At 41.8% G+C, this 20,922-nt stretch carries 18 protein-coding genes and 1 pseudogene; all 19 read right to left on the reverse strand.

The annotated features are described in order from the left end of the window. Positions 1–3: 3 nt before the first annotated feature. A pseudogene (gene ilvD / locus FHG64_RS04385) lies at positions 4–1,676 on the reverse strand (dihydroxy-acid dehydratase). 369 nt (positions 1,677–2,045) lie between these two features. Continuing rightward, entirely contained in the window at positions 2,046–3,332 is a 1,287-nt protein-coding gene (gene argH / locus FHG64_RS04390) for an argininosuccinate lyase (protein ID WP_139065278.1), read from the reverse strand. Positions 3,333–3,343: 11 nt separating this feature from the next. Next, entirely contained in the window at positions 3,344–4,420 is a 1,077-nt protein-coding gene (locus FHG64_RS04395; protein WP_139065279.1) for a M20 family metallo-hydrolase, read from the reverse strand. Then, entirely contained in the window at positions 4,420–5,187 is a 768-nt protein-coding gene (gene argB, locus FHG64_RS04400) for an acetylglutamate kinase (protein ID WP_139065280.1), read from the reverse strand. The genes FHG64_RS04395 and argB overlap by 1 nt, the downstream gene beginning before the upstream one ends. A 258-nt stretch (positions 5,188–5,445) precedes the next feature. Continuing rightward, positions 5,446–6,387: an N-acetylornithine carbamoyltransferase gene (locus FHG64_RS04405; protein WP_139065281.1), complete on the reverse strand. Its 942-nt coding sequence runs from the start codon at positions 6,385–6,387 to the stop codon at positions 5,446–5,448. 35 nt (positions 6,388–6,422) lie between these two features. Further along, positions 6,423–7,574 (reverse strand): aspartate aminotransferase family protein, encoded by a 1,152-nt coding sequence (locus FHG64_RS04410; RefSeq protein ID WP_139065282.1) that lies wholly within the window; start codon positions 7,572–7,574, stop codon positions 6,423–6,425. 2 nt (positions 7,575–7,576) lie between these two features. After that, the gene (gene proC, locus FHG64_RS04415) at positions 7,577–8,371 is read right to left on the reverse strand and encodes a pyrroline-5-carboxylate reductase (RefSeq protein ID WP_139065283.1); all 795 of its coding nucleotides are present in this window, start codon (positions 8,369–8,371) and stop codon (positions 7,577–7,579) included. Positions 8,372–8,435: 64 nt separating this feature from the next. Then, positions 8,436–9,398 carry an N-acetyl-gamma-glutamyl-phosphate reductase gene (gene argC / locus FHG64_RS04420; protein ID WP_139065284.1) on the reverse strand — a complete coding sequence of 321 codons (963 nt, stop codon included), beginning with the start codon at positions 9,396–9,398 and terminating at the stop codon, positions 8,436–8,438. Continuing rightward, entirely contained in the window at positions 9,395–10,582 is a 1,188-nt protein-coding gene (locus FHG64_RS04425) for an argininosuccinate synthase (protein WP_139065285.1), read from the reverse strand. The genes argC and FHG64_RS04425 overlap by 4 nt, the downstream gene beginning before the upstream one ends. Before the next feature lie 29 nt (positions 10,583–10,611). Next, positions 10,612–11,256, reverse strand: a complete 645-nt coding sequence (locus FHG64_RS04430) for a GNAT family N-acetyltransferase (protein WP_139065286.1) — start codon at positions 11,254–11,256, stop codon at positions 10,612–10,614. Positions 11,257–11,735: 479 nt separating this feature from the next. Then, the gene (locus FHG64_RS04435) at positions 11,736–13,259 is read right to left on the reverse strand and encodes a bifunctional GNAT family N-acetyltransferase/carbon-nitrogen hydrolase family protein (RefSeq protein ID WP_139065287.1); all 1,524 of its coding nucleotides are present in this window, start codon (positions 13,257–13,259) and stop codon (positions 11,736–11,738) included. A gap of 167 nt (positions 13,260–13,426) precedes the next feature. Then, complete coding sequence (locus FHG64_RS04440; RefSeq protein WP_139065288.1) at positions 13,427–14,059, reverse strand: response regulator transcription factor; 633 nt, start codon at positions 14,057–14,059, stop codon at positions 13,427–13,429. A gap of 3 nt (positions 14,060–14,062) precedes the next feature. Further along, positions 14,063–14,842 (reverse strand): sensor histidine kinase, encoded by a 780-nt coding sequence (locus FHG64_RS04445; RefSeq protein ID WP_139065289.1) that lies wholly within the window; start codon positions 14,840–14,842, stop codon positions 14,063–14,065. 229 nt (positions 14,843–15,071) lie between these two features. Beyond that, complete coding sequence (locus FHG64_RS04450) at positions 15,072–15,845, reverse strand: hypothetical protein (protein WP_139065290.1); 774 nt, start codon at positions 15,843–15,845, stop codon at positions 15,072–15,074. A gap of 292 nt (positions 15,846–16,137) precedes the next feature. After that, positions 16,138–17,010, reverse strand: coding sequence for a 5-oxoprolinase subunit C family protein (locus tag FHG64_RS04455; RefSeq protein WP_139065291.1), 873 nt, complete (start codon positions 17,008–17,010; stop codon positions 16,138–16,140). Next, positions 16,994–17,734 (reverse strand): 5-oxoprolinase subunit PxpB, encoded by a 741-nt coding sequence (pxpB, locus tag FHG64_RS04460; protein WP_246054290.1) that lies wholly within the window; start codon positions 17,732–17,734, stop codon positions 16,994–16,996. The genes FHG64_RS04455 and pxpB overlap by 17 nt, the downstream gene beginning before the upstream one ends. Further along, complete coding sequence (gene pxpA, locus FHG64_RS04465; protein WP_139065292.1) at positions 17,731–18,474, reverse strand: 5-oxoprolinase subunit PxpA; 744 nt, start codon at positions 18,472–18,474, stop codon at positions 17,731–17,733. The genes pxpB and pxpA overlap by 4 nt, the downstream gene beginning before the upstream one ends. A gap of 16 nt (positions 18,475–18,490) precedes the next feature. Then, entirely contained in the window at positions 18,491–19,714 is a 1,224-nt protein-coding gene (locus FHG64_RS04470; protein ID WP_139065293.1) for an Nramp family divalent metal transporter, read from the reverse strand. Then, positions 19,711–20,865 (reverse strand): DUF2891 domain-containing protein, encoded by a 1,155-nt coding sequence (locus FHG64_RS04475; protein ID WP_139065294.1) that lies wholly within the window; start codon positions 20,863–20,865, stop codon positions 19,711–19,713. Before FHG64_RS04475 ends, FHG64_RS04470 begins: the two co-directional genes overlap by 4 nt. Positions 20,866–20,922: the final 57 nt, after the last annotated feature.

Raw genomic sequence — 20,922 nt, forward strand, 5'->3', positions numbered from 1 at the left:
TTTTTAAAATTCATCGGTCACACAACCCCGGGAGGCTGAAGAGACAGTTTTTGCATATTTGTAAAGAACGCCCCTCTCAAATTTGAGAGCGGGAGCCGTCCATTTGGTTTTTCGCTCTTCAATCTCAGTGTCTTCCAGAGCCACTGAGATCGTATTTTTTTCAGCATCTATTGTGATGGTATCTCCGTCTTCGAGTAAGGCCAGAAGACCTCCTTCCTGAGCTTCGGGAGTGATATGTCCCACGACAAACCCATGGGTTCCCCCGGAAAATCTCCCATCTGTAATCAGGGCTACATCCTTTCCCAGCTGCGCCCCCATAATGGCAGAAGTAGGCTTGAGCATTTCGGGCATTCCCGGACCTCCTTTCGGCCCTTCATATCTTATGACCACTACATCTCCTTTTTTAACTTTCCCCGCTGCAATGCCGTCATTTGCTTCATACTCACCGTTAAACACCTTTGCACTCCCGGTAAAATGAAGACCCTCCTTCCCGGTGATCTTGGCTACAGAACCACCTTCAGCCAGATTTCCGTACAGGATCCTTATGTGACCCGACTTCTTTATTGGTTCCTCAAGGGTTTTTATCACCTGCTGACCTTCAGCCAGATCCGGGACCTCCGCCAGATTTTCAGCCAGGGTCTTTCCTGTTACTGTAAGGCAATCCCCGTGTAGCATTCCATTTTTCAGCATATATTTTAAAACTGCCGGAATTCCGCCAATCTTATGAACATCTTCCATCGCATATTTTCCGCTGGGCTTAAGGTCGGCCAGGAAAGGAGTGGCCTCGCAGATCTTTTCAAAATCCCGAAGGTCAAAATCAACCCCGGCAGCCCTGGCAATAGCCAGAAAATGAAGCACTGCATTTGTGGAACCTCCAAGCACTGTTAACAGCTTTACTGCGTTTTCTATAGCTTCCCTGGTAACAATGTCCCTGGGTTTAATATCTTTCTCGATAAGCAGCCTCACGGCTTTTCCGGCCTCAATACTTTCAGCCTGCTTTTCCTCACCGATTGCCGGGTTGGAGGAGTTGTAAGGCAGTGCCATTCCCAGAGCTTCTATAGCTGAAGCCATGGTATTGGCGGTATACATCCCCCACAGGCCCCTGCACCGGGACAGGCCTTTTCTATTGTACTGTTATAGTCTTCCTCACTTATACCTCCGGAAACCTTTGCGCCCCAGGCTTCAAAAACCGATACCACATCCAGTTTTTTTCCCTTATGACAACCGGAAGCTATAGTACCGCCATATACCAGGATTGACGGCCGGTTGATACGCAACATTGCCATAAGAGCTCCGGGCATATTCTTATCACAGCCCACTACCGTAACCAATCCGTCGTAGGACATTGCGTGGATCACAGTTTCAATAGAATCTGCAATTATATCCCTCGACGGGAGGGAGTATCTCATCCCGGGTGTGCCCATGGAGATCCCGTCACTTACCCCAATCGTATTAAAAATGAGGCCTACAAGTTCATTGCTGTTGCAGCCTTCCTTCACCAGCTTTGCCAGGTCGTTAAGGTGCATATTACAGGGATTGCCTTCATAACCCGTACTTGCAATTCCAATAAAAGGCTTCTTAAAGTCTTCCTTTGTGAGTCCAATGGCGTGTAACATTGCCTGGGAAGCGGGTTGGGAATCGCTTTGGGTTATGAGCTTACTATATTTGTTATACATCCTTGGGTACCTTCTCTTTAATTTTTTTCTAAATTAACCTGCTGAGATTTGTACCTCTCGCGGCAGAAGCAGCATAGATTATCCTCAAACTTCCCGACTAAACCTTAATCTATTGTAAATCAAACAGTTAAACCTAAAGGTATTACGATCGCTGAAATTGCACAGAAGCAGAGAATAAAAAAGAGTCTGGACCGCTGCGCTGCTGGAATCTAGAATCTGAACAAAAATGAATCGGTTTTAACGCACAGTATATCCCCCAAACAGAGAAGTTTCAGAAAACCTATAAAATTTATACGTCAGCTTCAAATCCTGCACATAAAAAAAACCGTTACGGGAACGGCTTTTTTTAATGATCTGAAAATAAAATTATTAGGATTTCCCTGCGGAATCCTTTTTCTCTCTTATCTTCTCCAGGGCGAGGTTATCTTTACTCCCGGTATGCGTATGTTCTATTGATGTTCCCGGTTCATACCTGCCTGCCTGCACCTGCTCCCCTATTTCCTTATAAGCTTCCCTGAAAGAGCTTCCCTGCATCACAAGGTCATTGATGCTGTCTACCGTGAACAGGTATTTATATTTCTCATCCTTTAGATCTACCTCTTTTACCTCGATCAATTTAATGGAATGGATGAAGATATCCAGGATCTCCTTGATATTTTCAACCGCGTAAATGCTGTTTTCCTTAATAAGCTGAAAGTCCCTGTGATAACCGCTGGGCAGGTTATTGGTGATAAGCACCATTTCATTGGCTATTGCCTGCAGCTTGTTACATTTCCCCCGAATAAGTTCAAAAACATCAGGGTTTTTCTTGTGGGGCATAATACTGGAACCTGTAGTAAGCTCATCGGGAAAACTTATAAAGTCAAAGTTCTGACTCATATACAGGCAAATATCCATCGCGAACCTGGAAAGGGTATTGGCAAGGGATCCTATGTTGGAAGTCACCGTTCGCTCACATTTTCCCCGGCTCATTTGCGCCGCGACAACATTATATTTTAAGGTAGAAAACCCAAGTTCAGCAGTGGTAAATTCCCGGTCGATAGGAAAGGAAGAACCATATCCCGCGGCAGATCCCAACGGATTTTGATCCACGATCTGTAGCCCGGCATTGAGCAGGTATAGATCGTCAATAAGTAATTCAGCATAGGCCGAAAACCATAACCCGAAAGATGAGGGCATTGCCACCTGTAAATGAGTATAGCCCGGCAGTACTTTTTCCCGGTGTTCCCCGGCGAGTTCCAGCAGGACATCGATGAGAGTATCGGTTTTTCCGTAAATGTCCTGCAGGTTCTCCTTAAAGTAAAGCTGCATTGCCACCAAAACCTGATCGTTCCTTGAGCGCGCTGTATGTATCTTCTTCCCCGTATCTCCCAGTGCTTTCGTAAGTTCATATTCTATCTTGGAGTGTACATCTTCAAAATCTTCCTCAATAACAAATGTTCCTTTCTCTAATTGCGTCTCCAGTTTTTCTAGTTCCCTGAGCATATCATCTACTTCTACCGCAGAGAGGATGCCGACTTTCCCAAGCATTTTAGCGTGGGCTTTAGAAGCCAGCAGGTCATATTTTGCCAGGAACATATCCAGTTCCCGATCATTTCCAACGGTGAATTTTTCTATTTTTTTATCGATCGATATTCCTTTATCCCAGAGTTTCATATGTGCAGCATTTATTTTTGTTTCTGAAGGGCTTTTTCAAGCAATTTTATATACCCGGCAATTCCCTCTTCTATTTCCTTAATATAGATAAATTCGTTGGCAGAATGTGACCTGGTAGAATCTCCCGGTCCCAGTTTTAAAGATGGACAGCTTAACATCGCCTGATCTGAAAGCGTTGGAGACCCATAGGTTTCCATTCCCAGGGCAACCCCTGCCTCCACCAGCGGATGGTCCTGTGCTATTGATGAGGAATTGAGGCGAAGGGAGCGGGCTTTGATCTCATCTACAGGAGCCTTTTCCTGCAGGATCTTCTCGATTTCGGCATTGGAGTATCGGTCATTTACGCGAACGTCGATAACCAAATCTACGTTGGCAGGAACTACATTATGCTGTGAACCGGCCTGAATTTGTGTTACAGTAAGTTTTACAGGCCCCAGGACCTCTGATGTTTTATCAAAACTGAAATTTTCAAACCATTCTAATACTTTGGCAGTCTTATAGATCGCATTATCATCATTGGGATGAGCGGCGTGAGACGGCGTTCCCCTGACAACTGCATCAAATACAATCAGGCCTTTTTCAGCAATGGCAAGTTTCATTAATGTAGGCTCACCTACTATCGCGACATCGATCTTCGGGATCTTTGGGAGCAGACAGGCAATTCCGTTGGCCCCGTTGATCTCCTCTTCTGCCGTTCCTGCGAACAGAAGATTGTATTCAAGACCTTCGGCTTCATAAAAATAAGTAAAGGTGGCCAACAGGGACACCAGGCAACCGCCGGCATCATTACTTCCAAGGCCAAATAATTTCCCCTCCTCAACCATGGCTTCAAAGGGATCATTTGTATAAGCGGAATTCGGTTTCACGGTATCATGGTGAGAATTGAGCAGGAGCGTAGGTTTGGATTCATCAAAATACTTATTCACCACCCAAATATTGTTCAGGTGCCTTTCAAAAGGGATTTGATGATTTCTTAACCAGTTTTCCAGTAAAACAGCGGTGTGTTCCTCCTCCCTCGAAAATGAAGGGGTCTCAATGAGCTTTTTAAGCAGTTCAATAGCTTCCTTTTGAAGTTGGTGCAATTCCATTAGTTTGTAATTTTTGTATGCTTAACCCCGGGCTGCAGTAATTGAAAATCTCCCAGGAAGATTTTAGAAACTCCCTGTTCCAGGGCCTGGAAACAATTGTGGAGCTTTGGCAATATTCCTTCAGTTATCACTTTTTTTTCCAGTAATTCCTCGTATTTCTTCCTGTCCATTTCTTCTATAACCGACCCGTCATCCTGAGCATTGGCGAGCACTCCTTTTTTCTCAAAACAGTAATAAAGGGAAGTGTCATAGTGAAGGCTCATAGCTTTGGCAATTTCAGCAGCTACAGAGTCTCCGTTGGTATTAAGCAGTTCCCCTTCCCTGGTACTGGAAATCGCCGAAAATACAGGAACAATATTCTGCTCCAGCAGCGAAGCGATGAAGCCGGTATTGATCTCTTCAATGTCTCCCACAAAACCAAAGTCAATATCCTTAACCACCCTTCTTTTGGAAATAATACTCTGCCCGTCTGCCCCGCAAAGTCCAATCGCGTTATTACCCTTTGCCTGTAATTTTGCTACGATATTCTTATTGATGAGTCCGCCATAGGTCATAATTATAATTCTCAACGTGTTTTCATCTGTGATCCTGCGGCCGTCTATCATTTGAATGGGATATCCCAGTTTTTGAGCCATATCTGTCGCGAAATTCCCGCCTCCATGCACCAGGATCCGCGGCCCTTTCAAAGCTGCGAAATCAGTTAAAAAGCTTTGGAATTTATCCTCATCCTCAATGAGCTTCCCTCCTATTTTTACAATTTTCAACATGGTGTTATTCTTTAGTCGTTTAGTGGGTTAAGCGTTTGCTGTTTACCGTTTGTCGTTAATTGTTTGGTAGTTGGCAAGATTGATCTTAATTTCTTCGAGGCTAATATTCTGCTTAAACACAGAGTTTAAAGGGAGTTTTAAAAAAGAGTTTCACGGAATTTAATCATTTTTATGTTGTCTAGTTTCCAGACTAGATTCCGGATTCTTTTTTATTTTGTCTTGTTTCTTGTCTCTTGGCTCTTGATTCTTTTCAACCCTCTACTTCTCAAGCAACTTCTTCAAAACCACCTGTGCCGCAAAGGTCCTGTTGCCTGCCTGTTGGATCACGATAGAATTTGGGCCGTCGAGAACCTCATCTGCTATGACCACATTCCTTCTTACCGGGAGGCAATGCATCACCTTCGCATTATTAGTCCTTTCCAGTTTTTCGTTATTAAAGGTCCAGGAGTTGTCCTTACTAAGTATCTGCCCGTATTTCTCATAGCTGCTCCAGTTCTTCACATAAACGAAATCGGCATTTTTGAGGGCTTCCTCCTGTTTATGGATTACAGGAGTTTTGCCGGTAATCTCAGGAGCAAGGTCATAACCTTCGGGATTTGTGATCACAAGATCAACTTCCATTTTTTGCATTACCTCCACAAAAGAATTGGGAACAGATTGCGGGAGTGCTCTTGGATGTGGAGCCCAGGTTAAAACCACCTTTGGTCTTTTTATCTTCTTTAATTCGGTTACGGTTATAGCATCTGTAAGGGCCTGCAGGGGATGCCCTGTAGCGCTTTCCAGGTTTATTACCGGTACTTCAGCATATTTTAAGAAGCTATTGATCACCACATCCTGCTCATCCTTTTCCCTGTCCTGCAGACCGGGAAAAGCCCGCACACCAATAATATCACAATATTGGGAAAGAACCGCAGCAGCCTCTTTTATGTGTTCAGCTTTATTGGAATCCATCACAGCCCCGTCCTCAAATTCCAGGGCCCAGCCGTCTTTATCGGCATTCATTATCATCACCTCCATTCCAAGTAATTTCGCAGCCTTCTCTGTACTAAGCCGGGTTCGTAAACTGGGATTAAAGAAAAGTAACCCCAAAGTTTTACCTTTCCCGGTTCCGGCTGCAGAATTTTCTTTTTTTAGCTGAAGGGCCTCGGTTATTATTTCCTGAAGGTCTTCAATATCTGATATATTTATGTAATTCTTCATTTTTCCTTTTTTAGTGATTCCTTAATTTGAACAGTTCATCCTCTTTCTGAATGAACCAATTTTTCCAGTTCAACCTCCAATGCCTCAAAAAAGTTGTCAAAATGTTCTTTTTTAATATTCAGCGGTGGCAGGATCCGGAGTAATTTTTTGTTGGAGGCAGCACCGGTGAAGATGTGATGTTTAAATAACAAATCCTTTCGAAGACCTGCTACTTCAAAGTCAAATTCCAGTCCCAACATCAATCCGCGTCCTTTCAGATTTTTTATTTCTTTGATCCTGGAAACTTTATCCTGCACATAATTAAAAATGGAACCGGCATTGCCCATTAATTGCTCCTTTTCCATTACCTCCAGCACGGCAAGTCCTGCAGCACAGGAAAGGTGATTCCCGCCAAAGGTGGTACCCAACAGTCCGTGTTTCGCCTCAATATTTTTATCAATGAGGATCCCACCTACTGGGAAGCCATTCCCCATTCCTTTCGCTATGGAAATTATATCGGGTCTTATTCCGTGCTTCTGAAAGGCAAAGAAATTCCCGGTCCTTCCATAGCCCGATTGTACCTCATCTGCTATAAAAACCGCAGCGTATTTCTTACATAATTTTGAAGCCGACTTATAAAACTGGCTAGAAGCTTCATCAAGGCCTCCCACGCCCTGTATCACTTCCAGGATCACTGCTGCGACATCTTCTTTTTTCAGTTCTTCTTCCAACCCTGCAAGATCATCAAAAGCAAGTTTGGTAACCTGGTGCCCTTTATTAAACGGGGCTTTTATTGATTCATTATCTGTCACCGCCACCACCCCGGATGTTCTTCCATGAAATGCTTTTTCAAAATAAAGCACCCTGCTTTTACCGGTATGAAAGGAAGCAAGTTTCAGGGCATTTTCATTGGCCTCTGCGCCACTGTTACACAGGAATAATTGATAATCCAGGCACCCGGAAACTTCTTCCAGCTTTTGAGCCAGCTCTTCCTGCAGCGGATTTTTAACTGAATTGGAGTAAAATCCAAGTTTTCCAGCCTGATTGCGGAGGCCATCTATATAAAGAGGATGGGAATGCCCAATAGATATTACTGCATGACCTCCATAGAGATCCAGGTATTTCTTTCCTTCTGCATCGTAAACATACGGCCCCTCTCCTTTTACGGGGGTGATATCATACAATGGATATACGTCAAATAGCTCCATAATTAGGTATTGGTGATTGTATTAATTTTGTTAAAAGATGCCTTGATTCCCTTGATAAGGGAAGAGCTTAGGCCATTGTGCTCCATTTCATTAAGTCCTTCTATGGTGCACCCCATAGGCGTGGTAACCTTATCTATTTCCTCCTCGGGATGTTTTCCTGAATCTAAAAGCAAACTTGCCGCTCCCAGGCAGGTTTGCATAGAAAGCTCGTGTGCATCCTTTGCATCGAACCCGAGTTGTATGGCCCCCTGGGTGGTGGCGCGTATAAGACGCATCCAAAAGGCGATCCCACTGGCGCATATCACTGTGGCTGCCTGCATTTTGTTTTCAGGGATTATGATCGTGCTGCCCAGCTTTTTAAAAATAGCTTCAGCAACTGGAATTTGGTTCTGCCCATTTGTATTGCTGCACAGGCAGGTCATTGATTTCCCTACAGCTATTGCGGTATTGGGCATCGCCCTTAGGATATATTTATCCTCTCCCACAATAGCCTGTATCCTGTCAATGGAAAATCCGGTTACCGTAGAGATTATCACGTGTTTTGCTGTGAGGTGAGGTTTTATTTCCTCCAGGATATTCTCCAGTTGGGTAGGCTGCACCGCCAGTATCAGGATCTCAGATCCATTAACTGCTGCAATGTTGTTAGCGGTTACTCTTATATTAGGATTATCTTTAAAAGATTCAATTTCTGCTGTTTTACGCCTGGTGAGATACAGGGAAGTAAAGGAGTTGCTTGTTACCAGGCCTTTTGCTATGGATTGTCCCAAATTTCCGGTTCCTATTATTGCTATTTTCATCTTTGGTTTTTTAGCTTGTTCCTTTAAATATAGTTTGCAATCAAAACTCCGAACTTGTCTATTGTTAAAAATAACTGGCCTTAAGTTTTAAGCCCATATCCTCCTCCAGCCCAAACATAAGATTCATATTTTGCACTGCCTGTCCCGAAGCACCTTTCAGGAGGTTATCGAGGGTACTGGTGATCAATAATTTATTATTGAACTTCTGCAATCTTAACAAACACTTGTTGGTGTTTACCACCTGTTTTAAATGCAGTTCCTCCTCCACCACAAAGGTGAAAGCCGCATCCTTATAAAAATCTTTATAAAGTTTTGTTGCTTCTTTAATACTGGCGCCATAACCAGTGTAAGAAGTAGCATGGATTCCCCTGGAAAAATTACCTCTGTTAGGGATAAAATTAAGTTCAGCTGAAAAATCTGGTTGCAGCTGATTGAAACTCTGTTTTATCTCTGCCAGGTGTTGATGTTCAAAAGCCTTGTATGCAGAGAAGTTATTATCTCTCCAGGTAAAATGTGTGGTATCAGAAAGCGAAGTACCTGCTCCTGTTGCCCCGGTAACTGCATTAACGTGCAGCTCATCCTTTATAAGCCCATTAGCAGCCAAGGGAAGCAGGGCCAGACTAATCGCAGTGGCAAAACAACCGGGATTGGCAATATGCGAGGCCTCCTGGATCTTTTTCCTGTTTACTTCCGGCAGACCGTATACAAAGGAATGGGAACCTGAAATTCTATAATCAGTACTTAGATCAATGATCCTGGTTTTCTCTGAAAATTTATTTTCCTTTAAAAACTTAACCGAATTTCCATGGCCCAGGCAAAGAAAAACTACATCTGCATCAGGATTCACCTCGCTGTCAAAAACTAGCTCTGTTTCTCCCAGGAGGTCCTGGTGGATACCCGCTACCGGTTTTCCTGCCTGGGACGTGCTGTAGAGAAAATTCAGCTCTACCTCTGGATGTCTTAACAGAATCCTTATCAATTCTCCTGCAGTATAGCCTGCCCCGCCGATTATTCCTGCTTTTATCATTGGTTTTGTTTTACGTGTTGATAGATCTTCCCGGCATTGGAAAGGATCTTTATAAATCCTTTGGCATCACTGGCTGTCCAGGCATTATTCTCTTCCCCATATTTTCCAAATCCGGTATTCATAAGGTCATTGGGGGAAGAAATCCCGTCGAGTACAAATCTGAAAGGATGAAGACTTACATAAACAGTCCCGGTTACCTGCTCCTGGGAATTTTCCAGAAAGGCTTCCATATCCCTCATCACAGGGTCCAGGTATTGTCCCTCGTGAAGATGGGTGCCGTACCAGTTGGCCAGATAATCCTTATGCTGTAACTGCCACTTACTTAAGGTATGCTTTTCCAGCAAATGGTGAGCTTTAATAGTTATTAAAGCTGCAGCGGCCTCAAAACCTACCCTTCCCTTGATCCCAATAATAGTATCCCCCACGTGAATATCCCTTCCAATTGCATATTTGCAAGCTATTTCCTCCAGGATCTCAATATTATTTTCGGGTGAATGCTCTTCTCCATTCACAGCTGTCAATTCCCCTTTAGTGAATCCAAGGCTAATTTGCTTTGGTTCCTTTTCCTGAAGTTGGGAAGGGTAAGCTGCATCGGGTAATGGTTTTTCTGAAGTAAGCGTTTCTGCTCCTCCCACACTGGTACCCCAAAGCCCTTTATTGACAGAATATTTCGCCTTCTCCCAATTCATCTCCACTCCGTTTGCCTCCAAATATTCAATCTCCTCCTGCCTTATAAGCTTTTTGTCCCTGATGGGGGTTATTATCTCGATTTCTGGTGCCAGGGTCTGGAAGATCATATCAAATCGCACCTGGTCGTTCCCTGCTCCGGTACTGCCGTGGGCAATATAGCCCGCACCAATTTCTCTGGCATAATTCACGATCTCAATTGCCTGGATGATCCTTTCAGCACTTACAGAGAGGGGATAAGTGTTATTTTTGAGGACATTTCCAAAGATCAAATATTTGACAACTTTGTTATAAAATGATAAAACCGCATCGATATTCTTATAGGAAGTAGCCCCTATTTTTCTGGCGTTATCACCTATCTTTTGAATCTCTTCTTTTGTGAATCCGCCGGTGTTCACACTCACCGCGTGCACTTCAAAACCTTGTTCCTTAGATAAATATTTGGCGCAGTAGGAAGTATCCAGCCCACCACTGTATGCTATTACTAATTTTTCCATTTTAAATTTTTTTACTGTTTTATAAAAGGTTATTTCTCAGTAGCTGATTTTTCCTTTTTATAAAAAAGTGAATTTTTAATTCCTTTTAACCTGGTAAAAGCCTTTTCATTGAATTTTGGCTTTTGTTTTATTTCCTCCCTGGGTTTCTCCTTCTTCACAGGATCATATAACATTCCTGTACAAAGGCACATTTTACGCTCTGTACGGGTTAGGATATCGAAATTCTTACAGGTTTGACATCCTTTCCAGAAGCTTTCATCATCTGTAAGTTCTGAAAAAGTTACAGGCTGATAACCCAGCTCATAATTAATTTTCATAACTGCAAGCCCGGTAGTGATCCCGAATATTTTAGAGTTGGGATATTTTTTCCTGGAATGTTCAAAAACAGCTTTTTTGATCTCTTTTGCCAGGCCTCTGTTCCTGTAATCGGGATGTACGATCAAACCGGAATTGGCTACAAACTTTTCATGGCTCCACACCTCGATGTAGCAGAACCCAGCAAACTTCTCCCCTTCCAGGGCAATGATCGCGTTTCCGTTCTCCATTTTGGTGAGGATATATTCCGGGGTACGGCGTGCGATCCCTGTGCCGCGAACTTTCGCAGATTCTTCAATAGTGTCGCAAATAACATCAGCATAAGCTGCGTGTGTTTTGTTAGCAATGACAATTTTCATCAGCTAAGAAAAATTAAGGTTAAAAAAGAAATTTTATGTTTTGAGAGAAGAACCGGACTCACCTAAGTTCATAGAATAGTAGCGCACTTACGTGCGACGGTAATGCCTGCGCATTGGAGATATATCAGTAAGAATACTGAAATATAATTTATTAAATATGTGGGTAATGTGTTTCAAGATAAAAAGTTCAAATAAAAATTAAGGCGAATTGCGGAAGTAGAATATCCCTACCTGCGGATGAAGATCCGGCGGCGGAAAATGGGCCTTATTATTTGAGCTATTAAAATCACGTTGTAAAAGTAAATAAAAAATTATTCCTGCAAAGTTTTGACGCAGAAAATTTAAAATTTAACATTGTTATCTCCTGAGAATGAATCTGGTAAGAAAGAACTATCCTTCCTTGTAGTAATTCCCCCTCGTAAATAAAAAAAATGATTGATTTCCCTTACAATTTCTTTCTATCTGAAATGTCTCTGAAACTATTTCTTCCGCTTCAGGGAATAAAGGTCTTTCCTACGATCCTTGAGGTTTCTTACACTTCCAAATGCATGAAGTTCTTTCAGAAGATCAAGGTCCACATCTACCAGTAAAGTACTCTCCGTATTGGGTGTTGCTTCAGCTTTAATACCGTTGACGGGAAAAGAAAAATCAGACGGCGTGAAAACTGCACTTTGGGCATACTGGATATCCATGTTGTTCACCTTCGGTAAATTCCCAACAGAGCCCGCAATAGCCACGTAACATTCATTTTCCACCGCCCTGGATTGAGCACAGATCTTAACCCTGGAATACCCGTTTTGAGTATCTGTCATGAAAGGCACAAAAAGTATGTTCATTCCCTCCTCTGCAAGTAATCGCGGAAGTTCCGGGAATTCAACATCATAGCATATAAGAACGCCAACTTTCCCGCAATCTGTATCATAAGTCTGCAGGACAGAACCTCCCTTCATTCCCCACGCCGATTCTTCAGCCGGAGTAATGTGTAGCTTTTCATATTTCTCATAACTACCATCCCTTCGGCATAAATAACCCACATTATGCATATGTTCGCCCTGCACCTGGGGCATACTACCGGTGATGATATTGATATTATAATTGATCGCAAATTCCCTAAAGGTTTCAAGTAATCTTTCAGTATAAGAAGAAAGCCCTCTAATTGCCTCGGCTTCATTCATATGGTTGAACTGGGCCATCAACGGGGCATTGAAAAGTTCAGGGAAAAGAATAAAATCGCTTTGGTAATCACTTACGGCATCAACAAAAAATTCAATTTGGGAAACCAGGGCATCATAATCCTTAAAAAGCCGCATTTGCCATTGTACAAGCCCCAGCCTTACAACTGTTTTCTTGGTGTCAATGAGCTTTTTTTCCTTTGTGTAATAAATATTATTCCACTCCATAAGAGTAGCATACTCAAGGCTGTCATCATCCCCGGGCAAGTATCCCTTTATAACTTTCTTTACGTGAAAATCATTGGATAGTTGGAAAGAAAGTACAGGATCATGGATCTCCTTAAGCTTAACCTTCTCTATATATTTTTTAGGCGTAAGCTCCTCGGCATATTGTGCGTAGTTTGGAATACGGCCACCAAAGATTATGGATTTTAAATTCAATTGCTCACACAGTTCCTTACGAGCCTCATATAATCTCCTTCCAAGACGCATTCCACGATAATCCGGGTGAATGAAAACATCTATTCCATATAGAACATCTCCAATCTTGGTATGGGTTGAGAAATTTTCTCCTCCAATTATATCCTCATACTTGTGATTTGCATCAAATTTATCATAGTCTACAATGATAGATAAAGCACAGCCGGCAATTTTACCGTCAATTTCAATACAGAATTGTCCATCGGGAAACTTGTTGATTAAAGTCTTGATCTCGGCTTTGCTCCAATACTCATCGGCCATTGTTTTATAGCTTTTGATCATAGAGATCTTGAGTTCCTGATAATCTTTTAACCTTAAATTCCTTAATTCTATTTTAGCTGAATCTATCACTTATTCATTAAATTTTAGTTAGCGAAGATACTGTGTTAAAGCATTAATTTAAAGGGAATAGGGTTAAAATAAGTTAAAGCCCGCAACAGGCCTATGCCCCTGAATCCTTTTATGAGGACCAAATTTTATTCAATGGTTTAGTAATGAGGAGAGGAAAATCAAGTTTCTTAGAGGGTGACCATTCTATTCTTCACTGCAAATAAAACCAGGCCAACCCTGCTTTTCACCTCCAGTTTATTAAAAAGGTTTTCCCGATAACCATCTATGGTCTTTGGGCTGAGGTGCATCACCTCTGCCACCTCTTTATAGGTGCGTTCACTGCAGGCAAGGTGAAGGAATTCCTTTTCCCGCGGAGAAAGCTCCTCGATATTCTTATGCCTCATTTGGTGGGACATAGCCTCCCTGGTTTCTTCATTATTATAGTAGCCCTCCTTATAAACAGTGGTAAGAGCATGAAGAAATTCATCTGGATCTATATCCTTGAGAAGGTAACCGCGGCATCCAAGCCTTATCATTTTTATTATTGTTTCCTCATCGTGTTCCATTGTCAGGGCCAGGACCTTTTGGTCGGGACAATGATCTTTAAGCCAGGCCATGGTTTCAATGCCATTCATAACAGGCATTCTTATATCCAAAAGAATAATTTCAGGTGCTGGTTTTTTATCCTTAAAATGGTTTACAAGTTCCTGCCCGTTCTTCATAACCTCCACAACTTCAAAATCGTCAAAGGAATTAATGAGACCAACCAGGGATTTGGCAAATAACGTATGGTCATCAACTATAATGATGGTCTTACTCATTTTTTAATCTGGCTTTGGTTGGTATCGTAAAGATAAGGAAGTTCCTGCCTCTGGAGAAGATTTTAACTCAAACTGTGCCCCTATAAGCTTCGCCCGGCTTTCCATATTGATAAGACCTGAACTTTTCTGAGCTTCCTGCACATCAAATCCAACCCCGTTATCATTAACCACAATTAGTACCTCGGCAGGAGTGTAATCAAATTTCACATTTAAATGATCTGCCCGGGAATGTTTTATGGCATTGGAAAAGAACTCCTGTAATATCCTGAAGATAATAATGGCATCCTTGGAAGGTATAAAATATGCTTCCCCGGTAGTTTCAATGGAAGTTGCAAGAATATTCAATCTTTCAAAGCGTGTAAGTTCATTTCGTACAGATTCTTCCAGCCCTGCATAATCCACCACTTCATTATTAAGTGATTTTGAGAGCGATCTCACTTCCTGAAGTGAATTTGCCACGATCTCCTTAATATCTGTTACAGAGGTTTGCATCTCGTCTTTCGTGGTGCGGGCAAGCATATTGAGCTGCATATTGGCCACAGAAAGCAACTGGCCAATATTATCGTGTAATTCCCAGCCAACATTTTTAAGTGTTTGCTCCTGTATCTCGATCCTGGATTGTGCTATCTCCTGCTCATAGCGCTTCTCTGCCTCAAACTTTTCATATAGCATCTTATTCTTTCTCCTTTGAAAAGTCACAAAAAACAGGATCCCAAAGGTTGTGAGCACGAAGATCACCACGATGAAATAGATTATTAATAAGAATTCTTCCCTTGCCAGCATACTTAAAGCTAATTAATAACAAGTATACATAATTTTAGCTTTTTGGCAGAAGCTTTTATGAGATAGTATTAAGACTCAATAAGTATTTTTCAACTTTTTTACAAAAAGGGGAAAAAGCCCCTTTTGCAAACTTTCTCTTCACAGTATCTTTGATTTATCATTTTAGTAACATAAAGTGTTTTGGAGACAAAAGTGTCGTTTCAAATGGAAATATTATTAGGTAGGGCTCTTAATATTTACTGCTGGAGGACACTTTTTTGTTTTCGGTAAAACTCTTCTCTATTTCCGGATCTTTTATTTTCCTGTTCCTTATACCAATAATCCAACCCGTAATATACAATGAATAAAGTATGATGTTAGACAGTTTTAAGATGGTACGATGCAATTCCAGGAATTCCGGACTTTTCAAACTGAAGTACTTATTGTAGATGAACAGTGGCGTAACTGTAAGGTGCCATAATAAGATCCCTGCTGAAAAATAAAACGAGGGTAACCGGTAGAATTCCAAAACCCTGCTGCTTTTCAGCATTTCATAATAGAACAATAGAATAACAATTCCTAAAATGAGTGTCCCACAAATGGTTAGAAAAGCTAAATAGGAGGTAAAGAATTTTTGAGAAATGAATAGATCGAGAAAGGCCCCTGTAAGTAAAAACAACACCAGGATTTTAGAAACAGTTTTTAGACGTTTGGATTCCAGCTTCAACAAAAAATAATATATTAAAATTGGAAATTTAAAGAGTGCATAAACATTGTACCACCAGTAATTTCTCTCAAACAAGGTCCCCTTTACAAAAGGAAAGGCTCTAAAATCTGTGAAATAATTCATTAAGGGGTAAAGCCCCACCATTTCCACAAGTACTACCAGCCAAAGATATCCAACGAGGAGGCGTTCTGCTCTTGAAGCATCCTGCACCATCCTTAAAAAACATACTCCTGCCACGGCCGCCGCAAATTCCAGGATGTAAATTAAAAGAAAATTTTCAATTAGATATTCTATCATTCATGCAGGGATAAATTTCCAATATCTGCGGTAAGATCACTTACTATCAGCATTTACCGGCTAAAAATTATAATAGGAAAGATATACGTTTTAACCATAATTATAATCAAATAGGGGAAAAATCCCCTTGAATCCTGTGTGATCCTCCTGTATCTTTACATTGTCATTTTAGTTTACTAAAGTGTTTTGGGGTTAAAATGTGTCGTTAATTGTGTTGGGGATAATATTAGGTAGGGCTCTTATTATCCATTGAGACACAGTAACGGCACTTTTTTATGTCAAAATGTTAACCTCATTTCCTATCCATAGCAACAGGCTTAAAAAAGCTTATTTCATCCCCTTGAACTTTCTGCGCCAGCAGGTTAATAGAAGACTCTTTCAACTGAAGTATCCTGGGATAACCCCCTGTTGTTTGGCAATCACGCATTAGTATGATGAGCCTGCCGCCTGGGGTAAATTGCACTGTACCGGCAACTACCGGCCCGGTGATGATAGGCTGTAAATTATTCGGGATGATTTCCTCAAGCTGTATTCCCATCCTGTTATTATTCCTGCTCACATGAAATTTTTTGCTGAAGATGCCATTTTTCTCCTCACTTGATAATTTATGGAATTCAGGCCCGGGGTTTACTTCAAGGTCATTCTGTGTTAAATAATCGAAGTTGGTTTTAACAGAGGAGGCAGTAACAACTACTTTTTGATCCCCTGCATTATAATCCAGTAGTATTCCCTTTTCAAGCCTGCTGTATGCCGTAAGGTCTTTATACCAGCTCCTGCTTTGGAGAATTACTTCTGTTCTAAAACCGCCCGCTATTCCAAGATAGGCTCTTGCTCCAAGTATTCTTTTTCCAAAACTTAAAACATCACCGGCAGCAATTGAAATAATCTTATTGTTTTTAATATTATCGTTATTTATTCGCGGCGAAAGATTTGCACCAGTTATCACAATTTTAACCGGTGCCGAGAATTTAAGTTTTGGCCCCATCTGGGTCATTTCAAGTACAGCGGCATCGGGATTATTATTTAAAATTAAGTTGGCCATTGTTGCCGCATAGGAATCCATCGCACCACTTCCCGGCACCCCAAATTTTGCAAATCCAAATCTTCCGGTATCCTGAATTGTAGAAAACAGACCCGGTTGTAATACCTCAATCCTGCCCCTCATATATTTCTTTTTTTAGCTGAAATTTTCCAGCGGAAATCTGCTCCCGGACCACCTCATATTCCTGCAAATCGATGGGGTAAAATTTGATCTTGTCTCCGGCTGAAATTTCACAGGGTGGATTCTCATTTTTATCAAAAATTTCAACCGGGGCCCTGCCCAAAATTTGCCATCCCCCGGGACTGGTTTTTGGGTAAATTCCGGTTTGATTTTCTCCTATTCCAACAGCTCCTTTTGGCACCTCCAAACGAGGCTCTTTTTTGCGTGAAAATTGAAGGGCTTTTTCAAGCCCTCCCAGGTATAAAAATCCGGGTAAAAAACCTACAAAATAAACAGTGTAAATTGGCTGTAAATGGAGGTTAATAATTTCCTCAAAAGGTAAACCTTTAGCCTCTGAAATAAACTCCAGATCCCAACCAAAAGAAGGGTCATAACATACAGGAATATGGAAAAGATCACTCTCATGTTTTTTTCCTATATTCGCCCTGTCAAGCAGTTCTTTTAATGCTGAAATCTTCTCATAGACATCCTCTATAGTAAAAGGGTAAATTATTAATAACGAGTGGTATGTATTTATTACCTCAACCCTTTCTTTAATAAAAAAATTTTCAAGTACATTTTTTAAAGAAAGGACTTTTTCCAGCATCTTCTCACTAATTTCTGCCTCAAATTCGAGGAGAATTGCCTTCTCCCCCATTGGTTTAATAGTATAATTTGATAGCATCATGTATTGAGGATTCGTATATTTTTTTCCCTGAATTTTATGTGCAAATATTGCAGAATTTCCAGCGCATTAGGAGTATCGCTGTGGAGGCAAAAAGTATCTGCTTCACACGATATTTTTCGACCTGTCATACAGCTTATTTTCCCCTCCCGGAACATAGATAAAAGATGCCTGAAAACCGCTTCTTTTTCGGTTATTAAAGCCTCCTTTTTTTGCCTTGAAACCAGCTGGTAATTTTCCTCATAATTCCGGTCACCAAAAGCTTCGGTTTTCACCGGGATTTTGCCTTTTGCAAGCTCAAATAAAACCGAATTTTGGGGTGTAAAAAGAGGCAGGACCTCATCAAATTTAAGCACTGAATTGATGACAATTTCAGCTATATTTTTATCCTTTGCGGCATCGTTATAAAGAGCGCCGTGAGGCTTCACATGGGATAATTTTCCACCGGCAGCTTCCACGATTTGTTTCAGAGAAAGAATTTGTGCCACTAAACTTGTCTCGAGATCTTCAGCAGATATATCCATTGTGCCTCTCCCAAAATTCTCCTTATCGGGATATGAAGGATGGGCCCCTATTTCAACCCCGTTTTCGAGCGCGAGATTAACAGTGGTCGTCATTGTCTCCAGGGTTCCTGCATGCCCGCCACAAGCAATATTGCAAGCTGATATCAAGGGCATGAGCTGTTCATCATTATCGCCCCCTTCCCCAAGATCGCAATTGATATGTATATAATCTTCTTCCATAAAAGAGTATTTTATCCTACAGCTGCTCCCATACTGTATAAATAGATCTTGCTCCCAGTAATATACTAATACTAATGATAACAAGTCCCAGCACATTCTGTAAGGTGGTATTACGGCTCTCTCCCATTATCGAAGCCTTATTGACTATCCAAAATAAGAAAATTGCGATCACCGGCAAAAGCAGGCCGTTTGCAACCTGTGCAAATTTGATGATCTCTACCGGTTTAATTTGCAGGGAGGAAAAGATCACCCCCAGGATAAGTATACCTGCCCACACGCTTTTAAATTTCAGGGAATTCATCCCTTCCTTCCATCCAAGGCATCCTTTTACAACATATGCAGCTGCCAGCGGTGCGGTAATAGACGAGGTAATACCTGCAGCCATTAAACCCAGGGCGATGAACCAGGTTGCATAAGTTCCAAAAAGCGGCTCCAGGCCCACAGCAAGATCGGCCGCAGTTTCAACTTGTGAAAGTGAGGAAGCAGCAGCCACGATCACTATTGCCATGGATACCAATCCTCCCAGGGCTATCGCGAAGAACAATTCTTTCCTGGCGATTTTAAGGTCCCCCGGCTGCTTCCATTTTTCACCAACGAGGGATGCGTGCAAAAAGAGATTATAAGGTACTACAGTGGTTCCTACGATCGCTATGACTGTTAGCATTCCCGCAGCCCCGGTTGAAGGGAGGAACAATCCACTCATAATTTCTCCAAAATTTGGTTTTACAAGGACTGCAGTGATAAGAAATGAAATACTCATAAATGCTACCAGGCCTATAAACACCCGTTCCAGGATTTTATAACTACCCACTGCCAGCAAAGTGAAGGCTACCAAACCAACCAGCAAGCTGTACAGATTAAGGGAAAAGGAGCCTATTTCAAGCGAGCTGGGCTCTACAATTGCTGTTATTCCCAGGACCGCCCCTGTTATATTACCTGCCTCATATGCAGCATTTCCTATAACGATAGCAGAGAATATAAGAATAAGGGCAAGTGTCCTCCCAAGCGGATTTTTTAATTCCTGCCTTATGCATTCACTTAATCCCTTTTGAGAAATTATTCCCAGCCTGGCAGCCATTTCCTGTAATATTATACAGGCGATCACTGAAAGAAGCAGTGCCCAAAGCAGGGCATATCCAAAATTCACACCCGCCAGAGTGCATACCGTCACTGTACCGGGCCCTATAAACGCTGCCGAGATAAGAACCCCCGGCCCAATATTTTTTAACCAGTTTTTCACTTTTGGGAGCCAGATTCCTCCAGTGCATATAAGGCAAAACTGCCCAGCCAATGCCCTCCTTCATAACTATCCCCAACAAGATTAGGAAAGGAATGGGAAACATGTTCATTGGCCGCTCTTTTGAGATGAGCATAATCTTTTGGATATTGATTTGCCAGCCCGTAAAAGACCCAGGCGCGGCTAAAGTTAAGGCCGTCCAAATGAACCAGCTTTCCATCTTTACGATCGCTCACCTCTCCAGGTACCATTTCGAATGACGGGTCTTTTAATTGAGGCATGAAATCATCTATCCATAGCGAGAATGCCGCTTTGGGAAGGATCTTCCTCATTAGGTCAACCTGTTGTAAACAAGGAGAAAGAAAATCAAAGCCACTCGGCTCCCATATTATGGGACAGCTGTTATCTGATAGGTAGAATTCCTTCGAACGTTTATCAATTAGCTTCAAAAACTCCTCGTTTTCGCTTGCAACAGCATAATCATAGGCAAAGCTAAGTGCAAAAGCCGTATTGGTATGCTCCCCAACCCTAATAGGGTAAACCAGTTTTGGAAGGAATTCGGTATATCTTTCTACAATAAGATCTGTAAGCGGCTGCAGATTCCCGCTCAATTCTTTCCCAAGGTTGGAGTCCCAGCTATTAAGTTCCTGGGATAATTTAAGTAACCAGGCCCAGCCATAAGTACGCTCATAATCCCGGTTATGTTCTTTTCTGAAATAAGCAAGTTCCCCTTGTATATTTTCCTTGGAAAGTGAGGCCTTCAAGGTTTCCCTGATCTCTTCTGCTTTATCGAGCTTCGGAAATTTCTTTAGCAGTCTCACCAGGGACCAGTGTGCATGCACAGAAGAATGCCAGTCAAAGCAACCATAAAAAGCAGGATGTAGCTCCTTTGGAGATTGCAGGTCTTTCTCACTACCAAGGGTTTGTCCCAGTTTATTGGGATATTGAACGTTGATGCACTTCAAAGGCAGCTCAACAAGTTTATTGGCTTGATCCAGAGTAAGCTGAACCCCTTCTATTTCATCCACCACTTCTGTGGTCCTGGAATTTTCCAAACTATCGAGTTTTGCTTCATTTTCTTCAGCTTTTAAACGGTTTTCACCTTTACAACCAATAATTAATAACGCCATAATGGCCAGGAGGATATTTCTCATATGTAGGATTTGTCTTTTTAATTGGGCATATCCAGTTCACTTCTATTCAACGATGGA

Source organism: Antarcticibacterium flavum, assembly GCF_006159205.1.
In the GTDB taxonomy this organism is placed as follows: Bacteria; Bacteroidota; Bacteroidia; order Flavobacteriales; family Flavobacteriaceae; genus Gillisia; species Gillisia flava.